Source organism: Streptomyces sp. NPDC085900 (assembly GCF_044540925.1).
GTDB classification, from domain to species: Bacteria; Actinomycetota; Actinomycetes; order Streptomycetales; family Streptomycetaceae; genus Streptomyces; species Streptomyces gilvifuscus.
In genome coordinates, this window is record NZ_JBITSP010000004.1 from 470,866 (window position 1) to 489,689 (window position 18,824).

The window sequence follows — 18,824 nt, forward strand, 5'->3', positions numbered from 1 at the left end:
AGAGCTTCAGCCGAGCAGGGAACGGCCGATGATCTCCTTCATGATCTCGGTCGTACCGCCGTAGATGGTCTGGATGCGGCCGTCGACGAAGGCCCTGGCCACGGGATATTCGCTCATGTAGCCGTATCCCCCGTGCAGTTGGAGGCAGCGGTCGGTCACCCGCTTCTGCAGCTCGGTCGCCCACCACTTGGCCATCGAGGCGTGCACCGCGTCGAGCGCGCCGTTCGAGTGCTCCTCGACGCAGCGGTCCAGGAAGGTCCGGGTGACCGCGCACTCGGTCGCCATCTCGGCCACCTCGAACCGGATGTGCTGCTTGGTGGCGAGCGGCCGGCCGAAGGCCTCGCGCTCCCTGACGTACTCGGTGGTGATCTCCAGCAGGTGCTCCGCCGCGGCGATCGCGGAGACGGCGATGCTCAGGCGCTCCTGCGCGAGGTTGGTCATCAGGTGGACGAAGGCGCCGTTGAGCTCGCCGAGGAGGTTCTCCTTGGGCACGCGCACGTCGTGGAAGAACAGCTCGGCCGTGTCCTGCGCCTTCTGCCCGATCTTGTCGAGGTTGCGGCCGCGTTCGAAGCCCTCCGTGCCCCGCTCGACGACGAGCAGCGACAGCCCGTGCGCACCGCCCTCGGGTGTCGTCCGCGCGACCACGATGACCAGGTCGGCGAGGATGCCGTTGGAGATGAACGTCTTGGAGCCGTTGAGCACCCAGTGGTCGCCGCGGTCCTCGGCGTGGGTCCTGATGCCCTGCAGGTCGGAGCCCGCGCCGGGTTCGGTCATGGCGATGGCGGTGACGATCGAGCCGTCGCAGAAGCCGGGCAGCCAGCGCCGCTTCTGCTCCTCGGTGGCCAGCGAGGTGAGGTAGGGGCCGATGATGTCGTTGTGCAGGCCGAGGGCGAGGCCGGGCGCTCCGGCGCGGGTGAACTCCTCCGCCAGTACGGCGCTGTAGCGGAAGTCGTCGGTGCCCCCGCCGCCGTACTCCTCGGGCACGGCGAGTCCGAGCAGGCCCTGCTTGCCGGCCGCGCGCCAGGCGTCGCGGGAGACGATCCCGTCCTTCTCCCACTGCTCGTAGTACGGCAGCACCTCCCTCGCCAGGAAGGCGCGCACGGTCTCCCGGAACGCGTCGTGCTCGGGGGCGAAGATCTGCCGCTTCATTCGAGGCCCTTCAGGAGGTCGGGTACGTCCCAGTCGCGTGCCACGCCGGCGGTGTCGGCGCCCGGCCGGGCGGGGCCGGTGCGCACGGTGGTGGGGGTCGCGGAGAAACGGGGTGCGGGGGCGGGCTGGGTGATGCCGCCGTGGTCGGTGAAGGTGCCGCGGGCGGCGAGGTGCGGGTGGCGGGGGGCCTCGGCCAGGGAGAGGACGGGGGCCACGCACGCGTCGGAGCCCTCGAAGACGGCCGTCCACTCGTCCCGGGTACGGGACGCGAAGCGGGCCGCGACCGCCTCGCGCAACTCGCCCCAGCGGGTCCAGTCCTTGCGGGCGTCGGCGTGCTCCGGCAGGCCCAGGAGGCCGACGAACTCGTCGTAGAACTGCGGCTCCAGGGGGCCGACCGCCATGTACCGGCCGTCGGCGGTGGCGTAGGTGCCGTAGTACGGGCAGCCGCCGTCCAGGAGGTTGGCGCCGCGCCGGTCCTGCCAGCCGCCGGCGGCGAGCATGCCGTGGATCATCGCGGAGAGGTGGGTGGTGCCGTCGACGATGGCGGCGTCGACGACCTGGCCGGTGCCGGTCGCGCGCGCGTGGTGGAGGGCGGCGAGGACGCCGACGACGAGGTAGAGGGAGCCGCCCGCGTAGTCGCCGAGGAGGTTGGCGGGGACGGCCGGCGGCCGGTCCGGTTCGCCGATCATGCCGAGCGTGCCGGTGAGCGCGATGTACGCGATGTCGTGGCCGGCGCGCTGGGCGAGCGGGCCGTCCTGCCCCCAGCCGGTCATGCGGCCGTAGACGAGCGCGGGGTTGCGGGCGTGGCAGTCCTCGGGGCCGACGCCGAGGCGCTCGGCGACGCCGGGGCGGTAGCCCTCGACGAGGACGTCGGCGCGGGCGGCCAGGTCCAGAACGCGCGCGGGGCCGTCGGCGGCCTTGAGGTCGACGACCACCGAGCGCTTGTTGCGGTTGGTGACGTCGTAGGCGGGGTCGATGGCGAGGCCGGCGCCACCGGGGCGGTCCACGCGGACGACGTCGGCGCCCAGGTCGGCCAGGAGCATGGCGGCGAACGGGCCGGGCCCGATGCCGGCCAGCTCGATCACGCGCACGCCGGCGAGCGGCCCCTGCGCTGGCGTCGTCGCCATCCGGCCCCCAGACTGATCACACGGGTATGACACAACTGATGTAACACCAGTGATGCTATGAACGCGTCCTGAAGAGCACAAGACCCGGACGAGCAAGCGCTTAGCCAATTATGGTGAGCGCGCGCCACCCGGCGCCGGGGCTCGGCACTCCTCAAGCTAGCCTCGGCGACCGACAACGGCGCGCGCAGCGGACCGAGAGGTGTCATGAGCAGGCTGAACAGGACGGACCGTCCGTACGACATCGTGCTCTTCGGAGCCACGGGCTTCGTCGGGACGCTCACCGCGCGGTATCTCGCCGCGCACGCACCCGACGGGCTGCGCTGGGCGATCGCGGGCCGAAGCGAGCGCAGGCTCCAGGAACTGCGCGAGCAGTTGCCGGGCGGCGAGAAGGCCGGGGTGCTGAGGGCCGACGTGACCGACCCGGCCTCGCTGCGCCAACTCGCCGAGCAGGCGCGGGTGGTGGCCACGACCGTGGGGCCCTACGTGACCTACGGCGAGGACCTCGTCGCCGCCTGCGCCGACACGGGGGCCGACTATCTCGACCTCACCGGCGAGCCCGAGTTCGTGGACCTGACCTATGTGCGGCACGACGCACGCGCGCGTGAGACGGGTGCGCGGCTGGTGCACGCGTGCGGGTTCGACTCCGTCCCGCACGATCTGGGCGCGTACTTCACGGTGCGGCAGCTGCCGGAGGGCGTGCCGCTGACGGTGGACGGGTTCGTCACCGCCGACGCCACCTTCTCGGGCGGTACGTTCGCCTCGGCGCTGAACCAGTTCTCCCGGCTGCGGCCGATGCTGGCCGCCGAGCGGGACCGGCGCCGCCACGAGCCGCGTCTGGTGGGCAGGCGCGCCGCCGCGCCGACCGGTGCGCCGCGGTTCGCCAAGGAGGTCGGCGCCTGGGCACTGCCGCTGCCGACCATCGACCCGCAGATCGTGCACCGGTCCGCGAAGGCCCTGGAGCGCTACGGCCCTGACTTCCGCTACCGGCACTACGCGGCGGTGCGGCACCTGCCCGTCGCGGTGGGCGGGGCGGCGGCCATGGGCGCGCTGGTCGCGGCCGCCCAACTGCCGCCCGCCCGGCGCTGGTTGTCGGACCGGCTCAAGCCCGGCGACGGGCCGGGCCCCGAGAAGCGCGCCAAGAGCTGGTTCACGGTCCGCTTCGTCGGCGAGGGCGGCGGCCGCCGGGTCTTCACGGAGGTGGCGGGCGGCGATCCCGGCTACGACGAGACGGCCAAGATGTTCGCCGAGTCGGCCCTGTCCCTGGCCTTCGACGACCTCCCGCCGACGTCCGGGCAGGTCACCACGGCCGTCGCGATGGGCGACGCCCTGACCGAGCGCCTGCGCCGGGCGGGCATCACCTTCCGGGTGGCCGCGAGCCGATGACCAGCGGCCCGTCCGGGCCCTACAGCGACCAGCCCGCCACGGTGTAGATCATTCCGCCGATCCAGCCGATCCCCGCCAGCACGGCGAGGACCAGCGCGGCCGTCACGGCACGCTCGACGGGACGGTTCGGGTCGGCGAGGGGCTTGGGAGCACGGGCGCGATGCGTCGTCATGCACCCCAGCCTGCCGACCGGGCGGGGCGGGCCACATCCGTACGGGTACTCAGTCCTGGTACTCAGACGGCCCGTGGTGACCACCGGCCACGCACCCTCAGGCACCGGCCGGCGGCGGCTCCCCGAGGGCGTCCGCGATCCGGTCCCGCACGGCCGGGTCCCGGGTGACCGTGGCGAGGCGCCAGGCGAGCGGGGCGATCTGCCAGCCCGCGTGATGGTCGAAGTAGGGCGGCGGTCCGGCCGTGTTGTGGGCGACCTTGCCGACCAGTTCGGCGAGGCGCAGCACGATGCGATGTTCCTCGGTGAGCTGTGCCTCGTCGGCCGCCCCGCTCCCGCGGACCAGAGCGAAAAGCTCGCGTCCTCGGCTCCACCGCTCGAAGTCGCGCGCGAGCTCGAGGGCGGCGGTGACCTCCGGCGTCCGGTCCGGGCCGCCCGTCGCGGCCTCCAGTACCCGCCCCGCCCAGGTCACCGGGGCGGCCTGCCGCTCGAACAGGGACCGACCCCAGGAGCGGGTGGGGTCCGTCGCCGCGAGGTCGGAGACCGGCTTCCGCGGCGAGACCGCCTCCCGCAGCGCCCCGCGGCACAGGGCGTCTGCCCTGCGGGTCGTCTCCGGGAGGCGGTAGGAGGGGGTCAGGGCGAGGACGTGGGCGCAGGCGTTGTCGAGGTCGGTGCGGTGGCCGACCGAGACGAAGACCGGCTTGACGGATTCGCGGGTGCGCAGGGCGCGGCCGACCTCCTCGGTGTCCGCCAGGAGCGGGGAGGTGCTGCCGCGCGGGGCGGCCGGGTCGTCGTGGTGGAACGTGAAGGGGTTCTTCGCGACGCCGATCGTCGGAAGGTCCGTCAGGACGCCCAGGTGACTGGCGAGGCCGAAGCGCCGGGGGTGGGCGAGGCCGTAGCCGTCGCAGACGACCAGGCCCGGCGGGCACGGCAGGGCGTCGAGGGCGGCGAGGACGGTGGGGATCTCCCGGAAGGCGAGCAGTCCGGGGACGTACGGGAACGAGATGCGGCCGATCGCGGTGGCCTCCGCCACGACCCGCAGGGTCGCGGCGTCCAGGACGACCGCCGCGGCCGCGACGACGTCCCGCTCGTCGTCGTAGGCCACGTCGACGCCCGTCACGTGCCCGCTGCCGGGCGGCGGGCCGGGCTCGTCCAGCACCACCCGGGCCCGCAGTTCGTCCTGCACGGCCCGGGCCTCTTCCTCGGTCGCGGGCCAGCCCGCGGGGATGCGTACGGTCGTCATGATGGGGACGAGCGTACGGGTCCCGGCGGGGCGGCCCGGACCGGGCGGGTCAGCTCTTCTTCGAGTTCAGCGCGCGCTGCAGCTGGTCCTTGTTCATGTTCGAACGGCCTTCGATGCCACGCTGCTTGGCCTCGTTGTACAACTGGTCGCGGGTCGGGCCCTGGGAGCCGGTCCGGTTGCCCGACCGCCGGCCGCCGCGCTTGCTCGACGACATGTCCTGCGTCGAGCTGCGGCTCGCCGTCTTCGACTCGCCGGACCGCGCGCGTTCCTTGTTGACCGTCCGCGCCGCGATCTCCTTGGCGCGTCCGGCGCTCTCTCCCCGGTCCTGCGCGCTCTCCTTGATGTGCTCGTACTGGCGCTCCCGCTTCGAGCTGGAACCTGCGGGCATGGTCGCTCACTCCTTTCGCGGTCGACGGCCGGCGCCGTCGGCGACCGGGTACCCGCATTCCGGCCCCATGCGTCACCGTTCCAGGCGAGCCACCCGTCCCTTCTCCCCCGCGGCCCAGCAGCCCAGGTCCGCGGCGCAGTCCACGGTGTCGTACGAGCCCGTGTCGACCGTCCGCCAGGTGCTGCCGCCGTCCGTGGTGAGGTCGGTGCCGGTGGGGCCCACCGCGAGGGCGGCGGTGCGGCTGTGGGGCAGCCAGGCCGCGCCGGAGCGGTAGGCGGGCGGAGGCGCCGCGGCCGGCCGCCAGGTGCGGCCGCCGTCGCCGGTGACCGCGGCGGCCCGCGGGGAGGCCTGGTCGGCGCGGTAGTCGCCGCCGACGGCGAGGCCGTGGACGCGGTCGCGGAAGGCGAGGGCGAAGACGCCCTTGGCCGGGTCGCCCGCCGGGATCGGGGTGTCGGCGGCCGTCCAGGTCAGGCCGCGATCCGCGGAGTGCAGCACGCGCGCGCGTGCGCCGCCTCCGGTGGCCAGCCAGACGTCCGACGGACCCGAGGCGACCAGGCACTGGCCGCTCGCCGCGAAGCCCGCCTCGCCGTCCAGGGCGGCCGGCATGCCCGCACTCGGCAGCACCTTCCAGGAGCGCCCGCCGTCGCCCGTCGACAGGATGCGGAACCTGCCGTCCACCGGGTCGCTCATCGCGAGGCCGTGGCGGCGGTCGAAGAAGGTCATGCAGTCGTAGAAGGCCTTCGCGTCGGTGTTGCGGAAGGACTCCGTCCAGGTCGCTCCGCCGTCGTCGGTGCGGTACACGCGGGACGCCTCGCCCTCGCCGATGGCCAGGACCACGGCCCGGCGCGCGTCGAAGGCCTCGACGTCACGGAACTGCAGCTCAGACGCGCCGGGCGGCGAGACGTTCCGCCAGCTCGCCCCGCCGTCCGTGGTCCGCAGCACGGTGCCCTGGGTGCCCGCCACCCACGCGGTGTCCCGGCCGACGGCCGACAGACCGCGGAAGCGCACCTGGGGCGTCCCGGCGTCCTTCGACTCCCAGTGCGGTGCCGGTCGCTCCCCCGCCTGGGCCGGTACCGCGGTCAGGGCGGCCAGCGCCGCCGAGCACACCGCCCCCGCGGCCACCGTGCGAAACGTGCGTCTCATCCGTCGCGTGATCACCGATCGCCTCATGGCGGGCGAAGCTAGCCCACCGCACCGGCTCCGTCCAGATGCCCACCGCGTCCCAACTGCCCACCGGCGCAACCGAGGTGGATCACGTCACTTCTGTGAATGAACGCGGTGACGGAGGTCACTCGAATCTCGTGTGCACGGATTCACCGATTCCGGCGTCTCTAGCAGTGCCCGGCCCAAGAAGCCCCGCAAGCCCGTCCAGCTCGTCCCGCCGTCACAAGGGAGCAGGCGTTGTCCACCGTCATCGAGCAGCCCGTCGAGGCCCGCCTCGTCGCCGCCGCACCGCGTATGCCGAGCATCCCGGCGACACTTCACTACGACCGTACCGATCCGTTCGCGGTGCGCATGACCTTCCCCGCGCCCGCCACGCTGGAGGGCGTGGAGGTCTGCTGGACCTTCTCGCGGGAACTGCTCACGGCCGGCCTGGAGGGGCCGGAAGGGCACGGGGACGTGCGGGTGCGGCCGTACGGGTACGAGCGGACCGTACTGGAGTTCCACGCGCCCGAGGGGACGGCCGTGGTGCACGTGCGGTCGGAGGAGGTGCGGTCGTTCCTCGACGCGACGGGCGATCTCGTGCCCGTCGGACTGGAGCACCTGCACCTCGATCTGGACCATGACCTGGACGAGTTGATGCGGGACGCCTGCTGAAGGAGTGAAGCCGGGCGGTCGTGTGCGGCTGCGTCGTGGCCTGTCGCGCGGTTCCCCGCGCCCCCGAGGCAGCTCAGGGCGTCGCCAGTTCGTTCAGTGCCGTGTAGGCGAGGCCGCCTGCCAAAGAGTCGTACGTTCCCTTGTCCAGCAGTTCCCTCGCCGCCCCTCGAGCCACGGCGTACGCCGCCTGCGCCACCTCCGAGCCGACGCTCACGCGCGCGACGCCCAGGGACGCCAGTTCGGTGACCGGCAGGGCTCCGGGGCCCGCCAGGACGTTCAGCGGGGCGTCGATCCCCGCGGCCAGGAGTCCGATCGTGTCCGGGTCGACGGCCCCGGGTACGAAGATTCCGTCGGCGCCCGCGGCGAGGAAGGCGGCGGCCCGCTCCAGGGTGCGGTCCACTTCTCCGCCGCCCCGCAGGAAGGTGTCGATCCGGGCGTTGACGAAGAGCGGCACTCCTTCCGCGTCGGCGGCCTCCCGGGCGGCCGCGATGCGCTCGGCCTGCTCGGCGACCGGCCGCAGGGCGCCCGCTGCGGGCTCGTACAGCGCGTCCTCGATGTTGACGCCGACCGCGCCGGCCTCGATCACCGCGCGGACCGTGTCGGCGACTCCCGCCGGGTCCTTCGCGTAGCCGCTCTCGATGTCGGCGCTGACGGGCACGCCGACCGAGGCGGCCATGCGCGCGACGGCGGCGAGGGCCGTGTCCCGGTCCAGCCGGTCGCCGTCGGCCGCGCCGAGCGCCCAGGCGAGGCCCGCGCTGGTGGTGGCGACGGCCGCGGCGCCCGCGTCGGCGACGACGCGCGCGCTCACGGCGTCCCAGGCGTTGGGCAGGACGAGCGGGTCGCCGGGGACGTGCAGGGCGCGGAAGGCGAGGGCGCGGTCGCGCAGGGGGTGCGGGTTCGTCGTCATGTGCCTCACCCAACCAGCCGGTGCGGGGCGGGGGCTGGCAGGAATCCGACCTCTACGTCGGGGCCGCGCGGCAGGTCCGCGCCCTCTACGTGAGGGCTCGGCCCGGCGTCGACAGGGCGGCGCACAGTTCGCTCAGCACCACCCGCGCCCCACTGAGCGCGATCAGTTCCTCGACGCGCTCCTCATGGCGTCCGCGGCCGCCGTCCGGGAACAGCGCGGGCGGGTTCGCGGCGGCAGCAAGGGCGGCGAACGCGGCCTGCCGGCCGGAGACCTCGGGCAGCCGCTCCCGCAGGATCCGCCGGGCCTCCTCCCGCAGGGCCTCCACGAGAGCCGTGTCGTCCAGTACGTGCTCCACGCTCGGGAAGACGCCGAGGACCCGTTTCTTCTCCGCCCGCAGACACCCCTCGGCGGTCAGCTGTTCGCGTGCCGCGTCGAACGTCACGCGCGCGTGCAGAGTCACCCAGGTCCGCCAGCGGTGCGGCCGGGACTCGCGGACCAGTTCCAGGAGGCCGTCGAGCACGGCGTCCCCGGCGAGGGAGTCCATGTCCACGGGCGTGGCGATGCCGTCGTCGTCGGTGAGCAGACCGCGCAGGACCAGCTCGGTGAGGGCGCCGGCCCGCACCACGTGCGCGGCGGCCATGGCCTCGCCGCCGGGAGTGTCCCAGGTCAGCAGGCAGAGCCTGGCCGGGAGGGGGAGCGAACCGTGGGGCACGAGGTCTCCTTGGTGCGGCGAGGTCGGGGCTCACGTTAATCCGTTGACAGCCCCGAACCCCGCTCGTACGGTGTATGGCGGTTCTGTTGTCGTCGATCGGAGTAGGACGTTGCTCCTCTGAGGTCCTGAGACACCGCGTCACACCCGAGAGGTGTGTACGCAGCGTGCGACCTCGGTGTTCGAGCCGTCCCGACGGAGCAGGGCCTTCTTCGTGCCCTCCTCTTCTCCTCGGGTCCCGCCGCAGGGTCGCCGGTGTCTCGATACGCGTTTGCCCCTGACCGCACCACGCAATCGCGGAGGCCCCGTATGTCTACTTCCATCACCTGCACTTCCCTGTCCTTCTCCTGGCCGGACGGCACGTCCGTCTTCGAGGGACTCGACGTCGCCTTCGGCCCGGGCAGGACCGGGCTCGTCGGCGTCAACGGGTCCGGCAAGTCGACCCTGTTGAAGCTCATCGCCGGCGAACTCACCCCGGCCGACGGCGTCGTACGCGTCGCGGGCGAGATCGGGCACCTCCCGCAGAACGTCACGCTCGACACGCGCCTGCGCGTCGACGAGGCGCTCGGCATCGCCGACCGGCGGGCCGCGCTGCACGCCATCGAGGCGGGCGACGTGGCCGAGGAGCACTTCGAGACCGTCGGCGACGACTGGGACGTGGAGGAGCGCGCCCTCGCCACCCTCGGTGAGCTCGGGCTCGGCCACATCGGGCTGGACCGCACCATCGGCGAGGTCTCCGGCGGCGAGTCGGTGCTGCTGCGTCTGGCCGCGCTGCTGCTGCGCCGCCCGGACGTGCTCCTCCTGGACGAGCCGACGAACAACCTCGACCTGTACGCGCGCCGGCGGCTGTACGCGGCCGTCGAGTCCTGGCCGGGTGTCATGGTCGTGGTCAGCCACGACCGTGAACTCCTGGAACTCGTCGACCAGATCGCGGACCTGCGCTCCGGCGAGGTCACCTGGTTCGGCGGCAACTTCACCGCCTACGAGGAGGCGCTCGCCGTCGAACAGGAGGCGGCCGAGCGGATGGTGCGCGTCGCCGAGGCCGATCTGCGCAAGCAGAAACGCGAACTGGTCGACGCCCAGGTCAAGTTGGCCCGCCGAAAGCGGTACGGCCAGAAGATGTGGGACCAGAAGCGCGAGCCGAAGATCGTCATGGGGGCGCGCAAGCGCGCGGCCCAGGTGTCCGCGGGCAAGCACCGGCTCCTGCACGAGGAGCGGCTCACCGAGGCGAGGGATCGGCTCGACGACGCGGTGGAGGCCGTGCGGGACGACGACGAGATCCGCGTCGACCTGCCGTACACCGCCGTACCGCCGGGCCGCGGTGTGCTCACCCTGCGGGAGCTGGAGCTCGCGTACGGCGCGCGGGTGGCCGGCGGGCTCGATCTGCACGGTCCCGAGCGGGTCGCGCTCATCGGGCGCAACGGCGCGGGCAAGACGACGCTGCTGCGGACGATCGCCGGGGAGCTGGCGCCGGTGTCGGGCGAGGCACAGGCGCACGTGCCGCTGCGTTTCCTGCCGCAGCGCCTCGACGTGCTCGACGACGAGCTCTCCGTCGCCGAGAACGTGGCCCGGTTCGCGCCGGGCGCCACCAACAACGGGATCCGGGCGCGGCTGGCCCGCTTCCTGTTCCGGGGCGCCCGCGCCGACCAGAAGGCGGCGACCCTGTCCGGCGGCGAGCGCTTCCGGGCCGCGCTGGCCGCGCTGATGCTGGCCGAGCCGGCGCCCCAGCTGCTCATGCTCGACGAGCCGACGAACAATCTCGACATGGCGAGCGTGCGACAGCTGACGAGCGCCCTGGAGTCGTACGAGGGGGCGCTGATCGTGGCCAGCCACGACCTGCCGTTCCTGGAGTCGATCGGCATCACGAGATGGCTGCTGCTCGACGGCGAGCTGCGGGAGACGGCGCCGGAAGAGATCGGGTAGCGCATCTCAGGAGGGGCACAGCCCGGCAACGAGGGTTTTGCCCTCGCCGGTCCGCGCTGCATGATGGCGGACCGGGCCCCCGCACACCCACGGGTGCCCGGTCCCCCGCCCCTCCGATGCGAAAGGCCCCTCGTGCCCAGCAAGAAGGCCCTCGTCCGCCGCCCCAGCCCGCGCCTCGCCGAAGGTCTGGTGACGCACATCGAGCGGGAGAAGGTCGACGCCGATCTCGCGGGCGAGCAGTGGGAGGCCTACGTCGAGGCCCTGAGGGAGCACGGCTGGGAGACGATCGAGGTCGACCCGGCCGACGACTGTCCGGACTCGGTGTTCGTCGAGGACACCGTCGTCATGTACAAGAACGTCGCGCTGATTGCGCGCTCCGGCGCCGAGGAGCGCCGGGAGGAGACGGCCGGCGTCGAGGAGGCCGTGGCCCGGCTGGGCTGCTCGGTGAACTGGATCTGGGAGCCGGGCACGCTGGACGGCGGGGACGTGCTGAAGGTCGACGACACGATCTACGTCGGCCGGGGCGGGCGCACCAACGCGGCCGGCGTGCAGCAGCTGCGGGCCGCCTTCGAGCCGCTGGGGGCGCGGGTCGTGGCGGTGCCGGTCAGCCGTGTGCTGCACCTGAAGTCGGCGGTCACCGCGCTGCCCGACGGGACCGTCGTCGGGCACATCCCGAAGGTCGACCGGCCCGCGCTCTTCCCGCGCTTCCTGTCGGTGCCGGAGGAGGCCGGCGCGCACGTGGTGCTGCTCGGCGGGGACAAGCTGCTGATGGCGGCGAGCGCGCCGAAGACGGCGGACCTGCTCGCCGATCTCGGTTTCGAGCCCGTCGTCGTCGACATCAGCGAGTTCGAGAAGCTCGAAGGATGTGTGACTTGCCTCTCGGTCCGCATGCGCGACCTGTACGCCTGACGGGTGAGTCGGTCACCCTTTCGGCCCCGGGACCTGCGGGTCCTGGGGCTTTCTTGACATGCCCCCCGACGCTTGCGGCAAGGCACCTGATCAGGGATCTTTACAGCGCCCTTAACCTACGGCATCGTAACCTACGGATTCGTAGCCTACGATTCCGTAGGTTCCCGGCACCGCTCGCCGGTCGGTTCCGCTTCTGTCGTGCGTCCCCCTGGAGTTCCCGTGACGATCACTTCCCCTTCCCTCGGCAGCCCCGCCGTCTGGACCGACGCCCGGCTGCTGTACGCGCTGGAGGAAGTGGTCGAGACGGAACTCGACCGGCATCTGAAGGTCGCCAAGGACTGGATGCCGCACGAGTACGTGCCGTGGTCGGACGCCCGTAACTTCCCCGGTCTTTTCGAGGACGGCGAGGCCTGGGACAAGGAGCAGTCGAACGTCACCGAGATCGGCCGCATCGCGCTCGTGGTGAACCTCCTCACCGAGGACAACCTGCCCAGCTACCACCACGAGATCGCCTCGCTGTTCGGCCGCGACGGCGCCTGGGGCACCTGGGTGCACCGCTGGACCGCCGAGGAGGGCCGGCACGGCATCGTGATGCGCGACTACCTGCTCGCCTCGCGCGCGGTGGACCCGGACAAGCTGGAGCAGTTCCGGATGGCGCACATGAGCGAGGGCTTCGAGTCGGACAACCGCCACTCGATGCTGCACTCGGTGGCCTACGTCGCCTTCCAGGAGCTCGCGACCCGCATCTCGCACCGCAACACCGGCCACCAGTCCGGCGACCCGGTCTGCGACCGCATGCTGGCCCGCATCGCGACCGACGAGAACCTGCACATGGTCTTCTACCGCAACCTGCTGAAGGCCGCCTTCGAGCTCGCCCCCGACCTGACGATGCAGGCCGTGCGGGACGTCGTCGTCAACTTCCGCATGCCCGGCCACGGCATGCCCGGCTTCGAGCGGGCCGCGGCGCAGATGGCGATCGGCGAGGTCTACAACCTGCGCATCCACCATGACGACGTGCTCCAGCCGGTGCTGCGCTTCCTGAAGGTCCTGGAGATCGACGGCCTCGGCCCCGAGGGCCTCCGGGCGCAGGAGGAGCTCGGCCTGTACATGGGCGGGCTGGACGCGGAGGCGTCGAAGTTCGACGAGAAGCTCGCGGCCCGCAAGGCGCGGATGGCGGCGCGGGCGGCCGGCTGAGGCCACCCCCCGCGACCCCCGGGTCCACTCGAACGCCGTCGCTTTCTCCAAGGCCGCGGCGCGCACGGCGAGCGGCTGTACGAGCGACCGGCGGGCGGACGGCCGACACAAGGCCGTCCGCCCGCCGGTCGCTCACTCGTACGCCGTCGTCTCCTCCAGCGCCGCGTCGCGTACGTCGGCGCAGGGGTGGCGGCGCAGCGCCCGCAGCCGCTCGCGCCAGGGAGCCGGCCAGTCCGTGCGGCTGCCGAGCGCCTGGACGACGGCCAGGGCGAGCAGCCCCTCGGTGTGACCGCCGTGCCCGGTCAGCCGTACCGCCTCCGCGAGCAGCGCCTCGGCGTCGACCTGCTTCTCCTGGTGCTGCAGGCGAAGCCGCAGCATGTGGGCGATCCGCCCGGCGAGCACGGGCCGCCCGGTGCCCACGACGGCCGACAGCCGGTCCAGGCCGGGCGGTACGGCGGCCAGGTCCAGGTGAGCGACGGCGAGCGCGGCGGCCTGCGGGACATGGGCGTCGTACTCCCCCAGCACCTCGCTCGCGGCGCGCGCGGCGGGGCGCAGGGCCGCCGGAGCGGTCGGGGCGCTGTCGCCGAGCCACGAGGCGAGAAACGCGATGCGCCGGCGGGCGGGCCGGTCGCGCCCCTCCTCGGCGTCGGGTTCGGCGTCGGCCGGGCTCTCGGCCAGGGTCCGCAGCGCCTCGCGCAGCGCGAGGGCACCCTCGGGGCTCGCCGACGCGGCCGTGACCAGCCCCCGGGCGGCGGCGTGCCAGTTCGCGCGCTCCGACAGGTCCGTCACGGCCCGGGCCAGCACCGCGGGCGCCTGGGGGGACCACGCGGTCCAGCGGGCCAGGGCCGCGAAGGCGAGGTCCGCGGTCTCCGGGTCGTCCGTGCCGCTGACCTCGCGCACCAGGGCGGCGTACCGCTCCCGCTGGGGTTCGGGCAGGTCGAACGGGGTGACCCGCAGCACGGCGGCACGCAGGACCGGTTCGGCGCCCGCGGCGTCGCGCAGCAGTGCCCAGATCTCCTCGTGGGCCAGCAGTCCTCCGGTGAAGGCGACACAGGCCGCGCGCACGTCGAGGTGGGTGCCGGGGCGCGCGTAGGTCTCGGCGACCAGGCGCGCGGCCGACGGCACCGGCAGTCTGGCGGCGGCGAGCCGGACGGCCTCCTTGCGGCTGGTCACCTTGGCGTCCGGGGCGGTGAGCACGTCCGTCAGCTGCGCGGCCAGGCGTGACGGCGGCGCGTGACGGCTCGCGCGCGTGGCCGCGTAGACCGCGACCCGGGCCCGGTCCGTGCCGGCGTGGGCCAGCAGCTCGGGCAGCGCGTCGGCGGGGCGGTCGGTGCGGGACAGCGCGGCGAGTGCCGCCTCCGCCAGGACGACGTCGGACGACCCGGTCCAGCGGCGGACGAGACCCGCGCCGCCGTCCGGAACGTACGCCGCCCGGGCCACGGCCTGCGCCCGCTGGTGCACGGGCAGCCCGGCGTCCCCGGCCAGCGCGCCCAACTGCCGCAGCAGGGCGGCCTGTTGACGCGGCACCCAGCGTCGTACCTCCACGGTCGCCGGTACGGTCCAGGGGGTGCCCTTGGTCAGGAAGCGCCCGTGCGGCGGGGTCTGGGCGAGCAGTCCGTCCAGCAGGTCGGTGCGGCGCCGGACGACGGTGCGCCACACGGCGGGCAGCGCCGCCGCCGACGGTTCGTGGGTGAGGACGCGCGCCACCCGTTCGTCGCGCGCGGCGGGCGGCTCCAGCCACAGCCCGACGGCCGTGCGCACGGTGGAGTCGTCGCCGTACCGGACGGCCTGCCACAGCAGTTCCTGCAGCTCGGTCATGCCGGCCGCGCGGCGGCCCACGGCCCGGGCGAGGGCGAAGGCGAGGCCGTAGTCGGCCTTCTCGGCGCCCGCCTCGATCCACGGCCGCAGCGCGTCGAACACCTGGTGCTCCTGGCCGCGCCGCAGCGTGCGGTCGAGGAGCCCGAGGTCGGCGCCGCCGGTGTGACCGGAGATCCGCACCAGGGTGCGCAGCGCCCAGTTCACCAGTTCCCTGGAGCCGCCCGCCGCGTGCTCGCGCAGCACGGCCACGGCGAGCGCGCTCAGCCGCCGCCGGGTCTCGGGCGAGGAGTCACGGGCCTCGACGGCGTCACCGGCGATGCGGTCCAGGTGGGGCGCCGCGTCCTCGGTGAACAGGGCCGCCCGGGTGTCGGCGAGGGCGCGCAGCGCGGCCGAGCGGACCGGGTCCTGTTCGTTGCGCAGCCGCTCCATGTCCCGCAGTACGGCGGTGACGTCGGCCGGATCGCCCCAGCGCGCGGCGTTGCGGATCAGCAGCGGCCAGGCCTCGGCCCGGTCCTCGGCGGCCGGACGCCGGGTCGCCTCGAGCAGCCGCTCGCGCACCTCGGCGACGGGCAGACAGGACTCGGCCAGCAGCACCGCACTCCACCGTGCTCCCCGCTCGCGGGCCCGGGCCGCCGACTCGCGTGCCACGTCGGCGGCGTGACGGCGCGTCAGGACGTCGAGCACGGCGACATCGAGGGTGTCGGAGCCGCCGCGCCCTTCGTTGACGGCGGTGTGCAGTGCCTGCCTGCGACCGGGCGGCAGTGCCCGCAGCAGGGTCGGCAGGCCGCCGTACTGCGCCAACGAACGGCCGTAGTCGACGAGTTCGGGCCGTCCGGAGCGGGCGAGGCGGCGCAGGGCGGCCGGGCTCAGCGCGTGGATTCCGACCACGTCGCCCCAGGCGGGTGTGAGCAGCAGCCGCAGCACCAGGCCCGGGTCCACCGCCGCGAACCTCCATACCTGGTCGCGGAGTTCGTACGGCAGGCGGGCGGGCCCCAGCCGTTCCAGCAGCCCTAGCACGCGCAGCGGCGCGGTGGGCGTGACGGCGGCCACCGCGCGGCCGTAGCGCGTCCACCAGGTCTCGCGCAGTGCCTGCGGCAGAGCGGTCAGCTGCTCCTCCAGCGCGTCGAGCAGGATCGCCGGGTGCCGTCCGACCAGCGCCGTCCACGCGCCGACCGCGTGCAGGAGCCCGGGCAGCAGCCGCTCGACCGTGCCGGCCGTGCAGCCGGGCAGCAGGCGGGCCGCCTCGGTGTCGCCCCAGTCCGCGCGCAGCGTGTCGACGAGCCGGTCGGCGAGCGCGGTGCGTCCCGAGGCGACGACCGCGCGCAGCAGTTCCCGGCGCACGGTTTCGGAGGCGTCGGCGAGGCCCGTCTCGAAGGCGCTGTCGGGAACGCCCAGGCTGTCGGCCACCCGCAGCGCGTGACCGCGTACGAAGGAGTCCGGGTCGGCGATCCGCGCGGCGATCCAGTCGGCGTCGCGCCCCACGGACGCGGCGACGACGGCGAGCTGCCGGCCGTAGGTGCCCCGCGCCTCGAGCTCCTCCAGAAGCGGTCGCAGGGGTGTCGTCTCCCGGACGCGCACGGCGAGTTCCCGCATGCGGTGCGGGTGGGGAAGCGGATCGAGGGCGCTGAGCAGGCTCTCGGTCTGCTGCTGCGGGGTGAGGCGGACCATGCGGGGATTGTGCCCGCCCACGCGCGTGTGGCGGGCGGATTTTCGCTCAGTGCCGGGTGCGCCTGAGCTCCAGCCGCTCCTTCTCCGACAGCCCGCCCCAGACCCCGAAGCGCTCGTCGTTGCGCAGCGCGTACTCCAGGCACGCGGGCCGCATCTCGCACAGGGCACAGATGCGCTTGGCCTCGCGCACCGAACTGCCGGGCTCGGGGAAGAAGAAGTCGGCCCCGGTCTGCGCGCACAGGGCCTGGGCCTGCCAGGCGAGGTCGTCCGGGGTGATGGTGTCGATGTGCATGGGCGTGATCGTGCCGTGCGGCGAAAAACGTTCGCTCAACGACCGATCAACGCCGTCGTTCACGGCCCCCGGCCACCCTGATGATGCTCGCCCGCCCGCCGTGGCGCACGGCGGCGCGCGGAATGCGGCGTGATCCGTTCCGGCGGCGATTGTCAGTGGGCGGTGCAAGACTCGGCAGTGCAGAGAACGGGACCCTTGCGAGGAGGGCGACAATGCTCACCACCCGTTTCGTCAACGGCGCTCCGAACTGGATCGACGTCGGCACGTCCGACATCGAGGGCGCCATCTCCTTCTACGGCGGACTCTTCGGCTGGCGGTTCCAGTCGGCGGGACCGGACGCCGGCGGCTACGGCTTCTTCCAGGTGGACGGGAAGACGGTGGCCGGTGCCATGCAGACCGGGCCGGATCAGGGCCCGCCCTCGTGGACCGTCTACTTCCGCTCCTCCGACGCCGATGCCACCGCCAAGGCCGCGGAGCAGGCCCATGGCAGCGTGTTCATGCAGCCCATGGACGTGATGGGCGAGGGCCGCATGGCGATCCTCGGAGACAAGGCGGGCGTGCCGTTCGGCATCTGGCAGCCCGGCCGGACCAAGGGCGTCGACCTGGCGAACGAGGTGGGCGCGCTGTCCTGGGTGGAGCTGTACACCCCGGACATGGCCGCGGCGGCCTGGTTCTACCACGAGACCCTCGGCCTGGAGACGTCCGCGGTGCCCTTCCCCGGGGGTACGTACACGTGTCTGAATCCCGCCGAGGGCGGCGAGGACGCCATGTTCGGCGGCATCGTCTCGCTCGCCGACGACCCTTCCGAGGACAGCCCCTACTGGCTTCCGTACTTCGAGGTCGCCGACGCGGAGGCCACGGTGGACCGGGCGCGGGAGCTGGGCGCGACGGTGCGGATGCCGGCCACCCGGATCGAGGGCGTCGGCAGCGTGGCGAGGCTCGCGGACCCGTACGGCGCCCGCTTCGCCGTCATCAGGAGCGAGCCGCCGCAGACGTGAGCCGGGCGCCGGACGTGACTCGGGCGCCGGGGAGCGTCACGCCGAGGCCCGTCGCACCAGGGTGGTGGGCAGCACCACACTGGACGGCGCGCCCTCGGCGGTGCGGTGTCCGAGCCGGTCCAGCAGCAGCCGAGCCATCAACCGCCCCATCCCTTCGATGTCCTGACGGACGGTCGTCAGGGGCGGGTCGGTCTGCTCGGCGACGGGCAGCATGTCGTCGAAGCCGATCACGGCCACGTCCTCGGGCACCCGCCGTCCGCGCTCGCGCAGCACCCGCAGGGCACCCGCGGCGGAGAGGTCGTTCGCGGCGAAGACCGCGTCCACGTCGGGGCGCCGGTCCAGCAGCGCGCGCATCGCCCGCTCGCCGCCGGCCGGCGTGAAGTCGCTCTCCTCGACCAGCCTCGGGTCCGCGTCGGGCATGACGTCCCGGAAGCCTTCGAGCCGGTCGGCGGCGGACGTCTGGTCCAGCGGGCCGGTGATGTGCGCGACGCGGGAGCGGCCGAGGCCGACGAGGTGCCGTACGGCCTCGCGGGCGCCGCCCCGGTTGTCGCTGTCGACGAACACGGCGTCGCCGCCGCTCTCGCTCCAGCCGGGCCGGCCGCCGAAGACGGTCGGCACCCCGGCGTGCTGGATCAGTCCCGGCAGCGGGTCGTCGAGGTGCAGCGAGAAGACGAGCGCGCCGTCGACGTGGCCGCCGGCGAGGTAGCGGCCGACGCGGACGTGATCGTCGCGGCCCTCGGTGAGGAGCAGCACGAGTTGGTTGTCGTGCGCCGTCAGCTCCTTGCTGATGCCGCGCAGCTGGAGGGCGAAGAAGGGGTCGGCGAAGACCCGGGTCTCCGGTTCGGCGATGACCACGGCGACGGCGTCGTGGCGCCGGGTGACCAGGCTGCGGGCGGCCTGGTTCGGCACGTACCCGAGTTCCTCCACGGCCCGCCGCACCCGGGTGACGAGAGCTTCGCGCACGCCGTCCCCGCCGTTGACCACCCGTGAGACGGTGGCCCGCGACACGCCCGCCCGGGCGGCCACGGCCTCCAGCGTGGGGCGTGGTGCGGTGTCGGTCACTCGTGGCTCCTCGTCGGCGGGTGCGGATCAGGATAGCCCGGGGCGAGCGACGGCGTGAGAGCGCTCT

16 protein-coding genes and 1 pseudogene are annotated in these 18,824 nt (G+C 73.7%); 6 read left to right on the forward strand and 11 right to left on the reverse strand.

Annotation, left to right across the window (positions count from 1 at the left end):
* Window positions 1-6 precede the first annotated feature (6 nt).
* Complete coding sequence (locus ACIGDI_RS16235) at window positions 7-1,149, reverse strand: acyl-CoA dehydrogenase family protein (RefSeq protein WP_399896387.1); 1,143 nt, start codon at window positions 1,147-1,149, stop codon at window positions 7-9.
* Window positions 1,146-2,276, reverse strand: coding sequence for a CaiB/BaiF CoA transferase family protein (locus ACIGDI_RS16240; protein ID WP_399896390.1), 1,131 nt, complete (start codon window positions 2,274-2,276; stop codon window positions 1,146-1,148). Before ACIGDI_RS16240 ends, ACIGDI_RS16235 begins: the two co-directional genes overlap by 4 nt.
* A 204-nt stretch (window positions 2,277-2,480) precedes the next feature.
* On the opposite strand from ACIGDI_RS16240, the gene ACIGDI_RS16245 reads away from it, so the two are divergent.
* A complete protein-coding gene (locus tag ACIGDI_RS16245) occupies window positions 2,481-3,659 on the forward strand; it encodes a saccharopine dehydrogenase family protein (protein ID WP_399896393.1) in 1,179 nt (392 codons plus the stop codon).
* Window positions 3,660-3,678: 19 nt separating this feature from the next.
* On the opposite strand, the gene mmpA is transcribed toward ACIGDI_RS16245, so the two are convergent.
* From mmpA to ACIGDI_RS16265, 4 genes and pseudogenes are all read right to left on the reverse strand, one after another.
* Window positions 3,679-3,831: a morphogenic membrane protein MmpA gene (mmpA, locus tag ACIGDI_RS16250; RefSeq protein WP_200699614.1), complete on the reverse strand. Its 153-nt coding sequence runs from the start codon at window positions 3,829-3,831 to the stop codon at window positions 3,679-3,681.
* Between the two features lie 559 nt (window positions 3,832-4,390).
* Window positions 4,391-5,071 (reverse strand): annotated as a pseudogene (locus ACIGDI_RS16255) (endonuclease V); the annotation flags it as partial.
* Window positions 5,072-5,120: 49 nt separating this feature from the next.
* The gene (locus ACIGDI_RS16260) at window positions 5,121-5,459 is read right to left on the reverse strand and encodes a plasmid stabilization protein (RefSeq protein WP_399896397.1); all 339 of its coding nucleotides are present in this window, start codon (window positions 5,457-5,459) and stop codon (window positions 5,121-5,123) included.
* Window positions 5,460-5,531: 72 nt separating this feature from the next.
* The gene (locus ACIGDI_RS16265) at window positions 5,532-6,602 is read right to left on the reverse strand and encodes a WD40/YVTN/BNR-like repeat-containing protein (protein WP_399896400.1); all 1,071 of its coding nucleotides are present in this window, start codon (window positions 6,600-6,602) and stop codon (window positions 5,532-5,534) included.
* A 258-nt stretch (window positions 6,603-6,860) separates the two neighbouring features.
* On the opposite strand from ACIGDI_RS16265, the gene ACIGDI_RS16270 reads away from it, so the two are divergent.
* Entirely contained in the window at window positions 6,861-7,277 is a 417-nt protein-coding gene (locus ACIGDI_RS16270; RefSeq protein ID WP_200699618.1) for an SsgA family sporulation/cell division regulator, read from the forward strand.
* Window positions 7,278-7,350: 73 nt separating this feature from the next.
* On the opposite strand, the gene ACIGDI_RS16275 is transcribed toward ACIGDI_RS16270, so the two are convergent.
* A complete protein-coding gene (locus tag ACIGDI_RS16275; RefSeq protein WP_399896403.1) occupies window positions 7,351-8,184 on the reverse strand; it encodes an isocitrate lyase/phosphoenolpyruvate mutase family protein in 834 nt (277 codons plus the stop codon).
* 85 nt (window positions 8,185-8,269) lie between these two features.
* Window positions 8,270-8,896 carry a GPP34 family phosphoprotein gene (locus tag ACIGDI_RS16280; RefSeq protein WP_399896406.1) on the reverse strand — a complete coding sequence of 209 codons (627 nt, stop codon included), beginning with the start codon at window positions 8,894-8,896 and terminating at the stop codon, window positions 8,270-8,272.
* A gap of 306 nt (window positions 8,897-9,202) precedes the next feature.
* Between ACIGDI_RS16280 and ACIGDI_RS16285 the strand changes: the two genes are divergently transcribed.
* The 3 genes from ACIGDI_RS16285 to ACIGDI_RS16295 all read left to right on the forward strand — a co-directional run bounded on the left by ACIGDI_RS16285 (window position 9,203) and on the right by ACIGDI_RS16295 (window position 12,919).
* Window positions 9,203-10,816: an ABC-F family ATP-binding cassette domain-containing protein gene (locus tag ACIGDI_RS16285; protein WP_399896409.1), complete on the forward strand. Its 1,614-nt coding sequence runs from the start codon at window positions 9,203-9,205 to the stop codon at window positions 10,814-10,816.
* A 132-nt stretch (window positions 10,817-10,948) separates the two neighbouring features.
* A complete protein-coding gene (gene ddaH / locus ACIGDI_RS16290; protein WP_399896412.1) occupies window positions 10,949-11,725 on the forward strand; it encodes a dimethylargininase in 777 nt (258 codons plus the stop codon).
* Window positions 11,726-11,944: 219 nt separating this feature from the next.
* Window positions 11,945-12,919, forward strand: coding sequence for an acyl-ACP desaturase (locus tag ACIGDI_RS16295; protein WP_399896415.1), 975 nt, complete (start codon window positions 11,945-11,947; stop codon window positions 12,917-12,919).
* Between the two features lie 132 nt (window positions 12,920-13,051).
* Here ACIGDI_RS16295 and ACIGDI_RS16300 read toward each other — a convergent pair whose 3' ends face one another.
* Both ACIGDI_RS16300 and ACIGDI_RS16305 read right to left on the reverse strand, forming a co-directional pair.
* Window positions 13,052-16,405: a hypothetical protein gene (locus ACIGDI_RS16300; RefSeq protein WP_399896417.1), complete on the reverse strand. Its 3,354-nt coding sequence runs from the start codon at window positions 16,403-16,405 to the stop codon at window positions 13,052-13,054.
* 46 nt (window positions 16,406-16,451) lie between these two features.
* Window positions 16,452-16,697 carry a WhiB family transcriptional regulator gene (locus ACIGDI_RS16305; protein WP_200699624.1) on the reverse strand — a complete coding sequence of 82 codons (246 nt, stop codon included), beginning with the start codon at window positions 16,695-16,697 and terminating at the stop codon, window positions 16,452-16,454.
* Between the two features lie 212 nt (window positions 16,698-16,909).
* On the opposite strand from ACIGDI_RS16305, the gene ACIGDI_RS16310 reads away from it, so the two are divergent.
* Window positions 16,910-17,695: a VOC family protein gene (locus ACIGDI_RS16310; RefSeq protein WP_272174282.1), complete on the forward strand. Its 786-nt coding sequence runs from the start codon at window positions 16,910-16,912 to the stop codon at window positions 17,693-17,695.
* Between the two features lie 36 nt (window positions 17,696-17,731).
* Here ACIGDI_RS16310 and ACIGDI_RS16315 read toward each other — a convergent pair whose 3' ends face one another.
* Window positions 17,732-18,757: a LacI family DNA-binding transcriptional regulator gene (locus ACIGDI_RS16315; protein WP_399896422.1), complete on the reverse strand. Its 1,026-nt coding sequence runs from the start codon at window positions 18,755-18,757 to the stop codon at window positions 17,732-17,734.
* Window positions 18,758-18,824 lie beyond the last annotated feature (67 nt).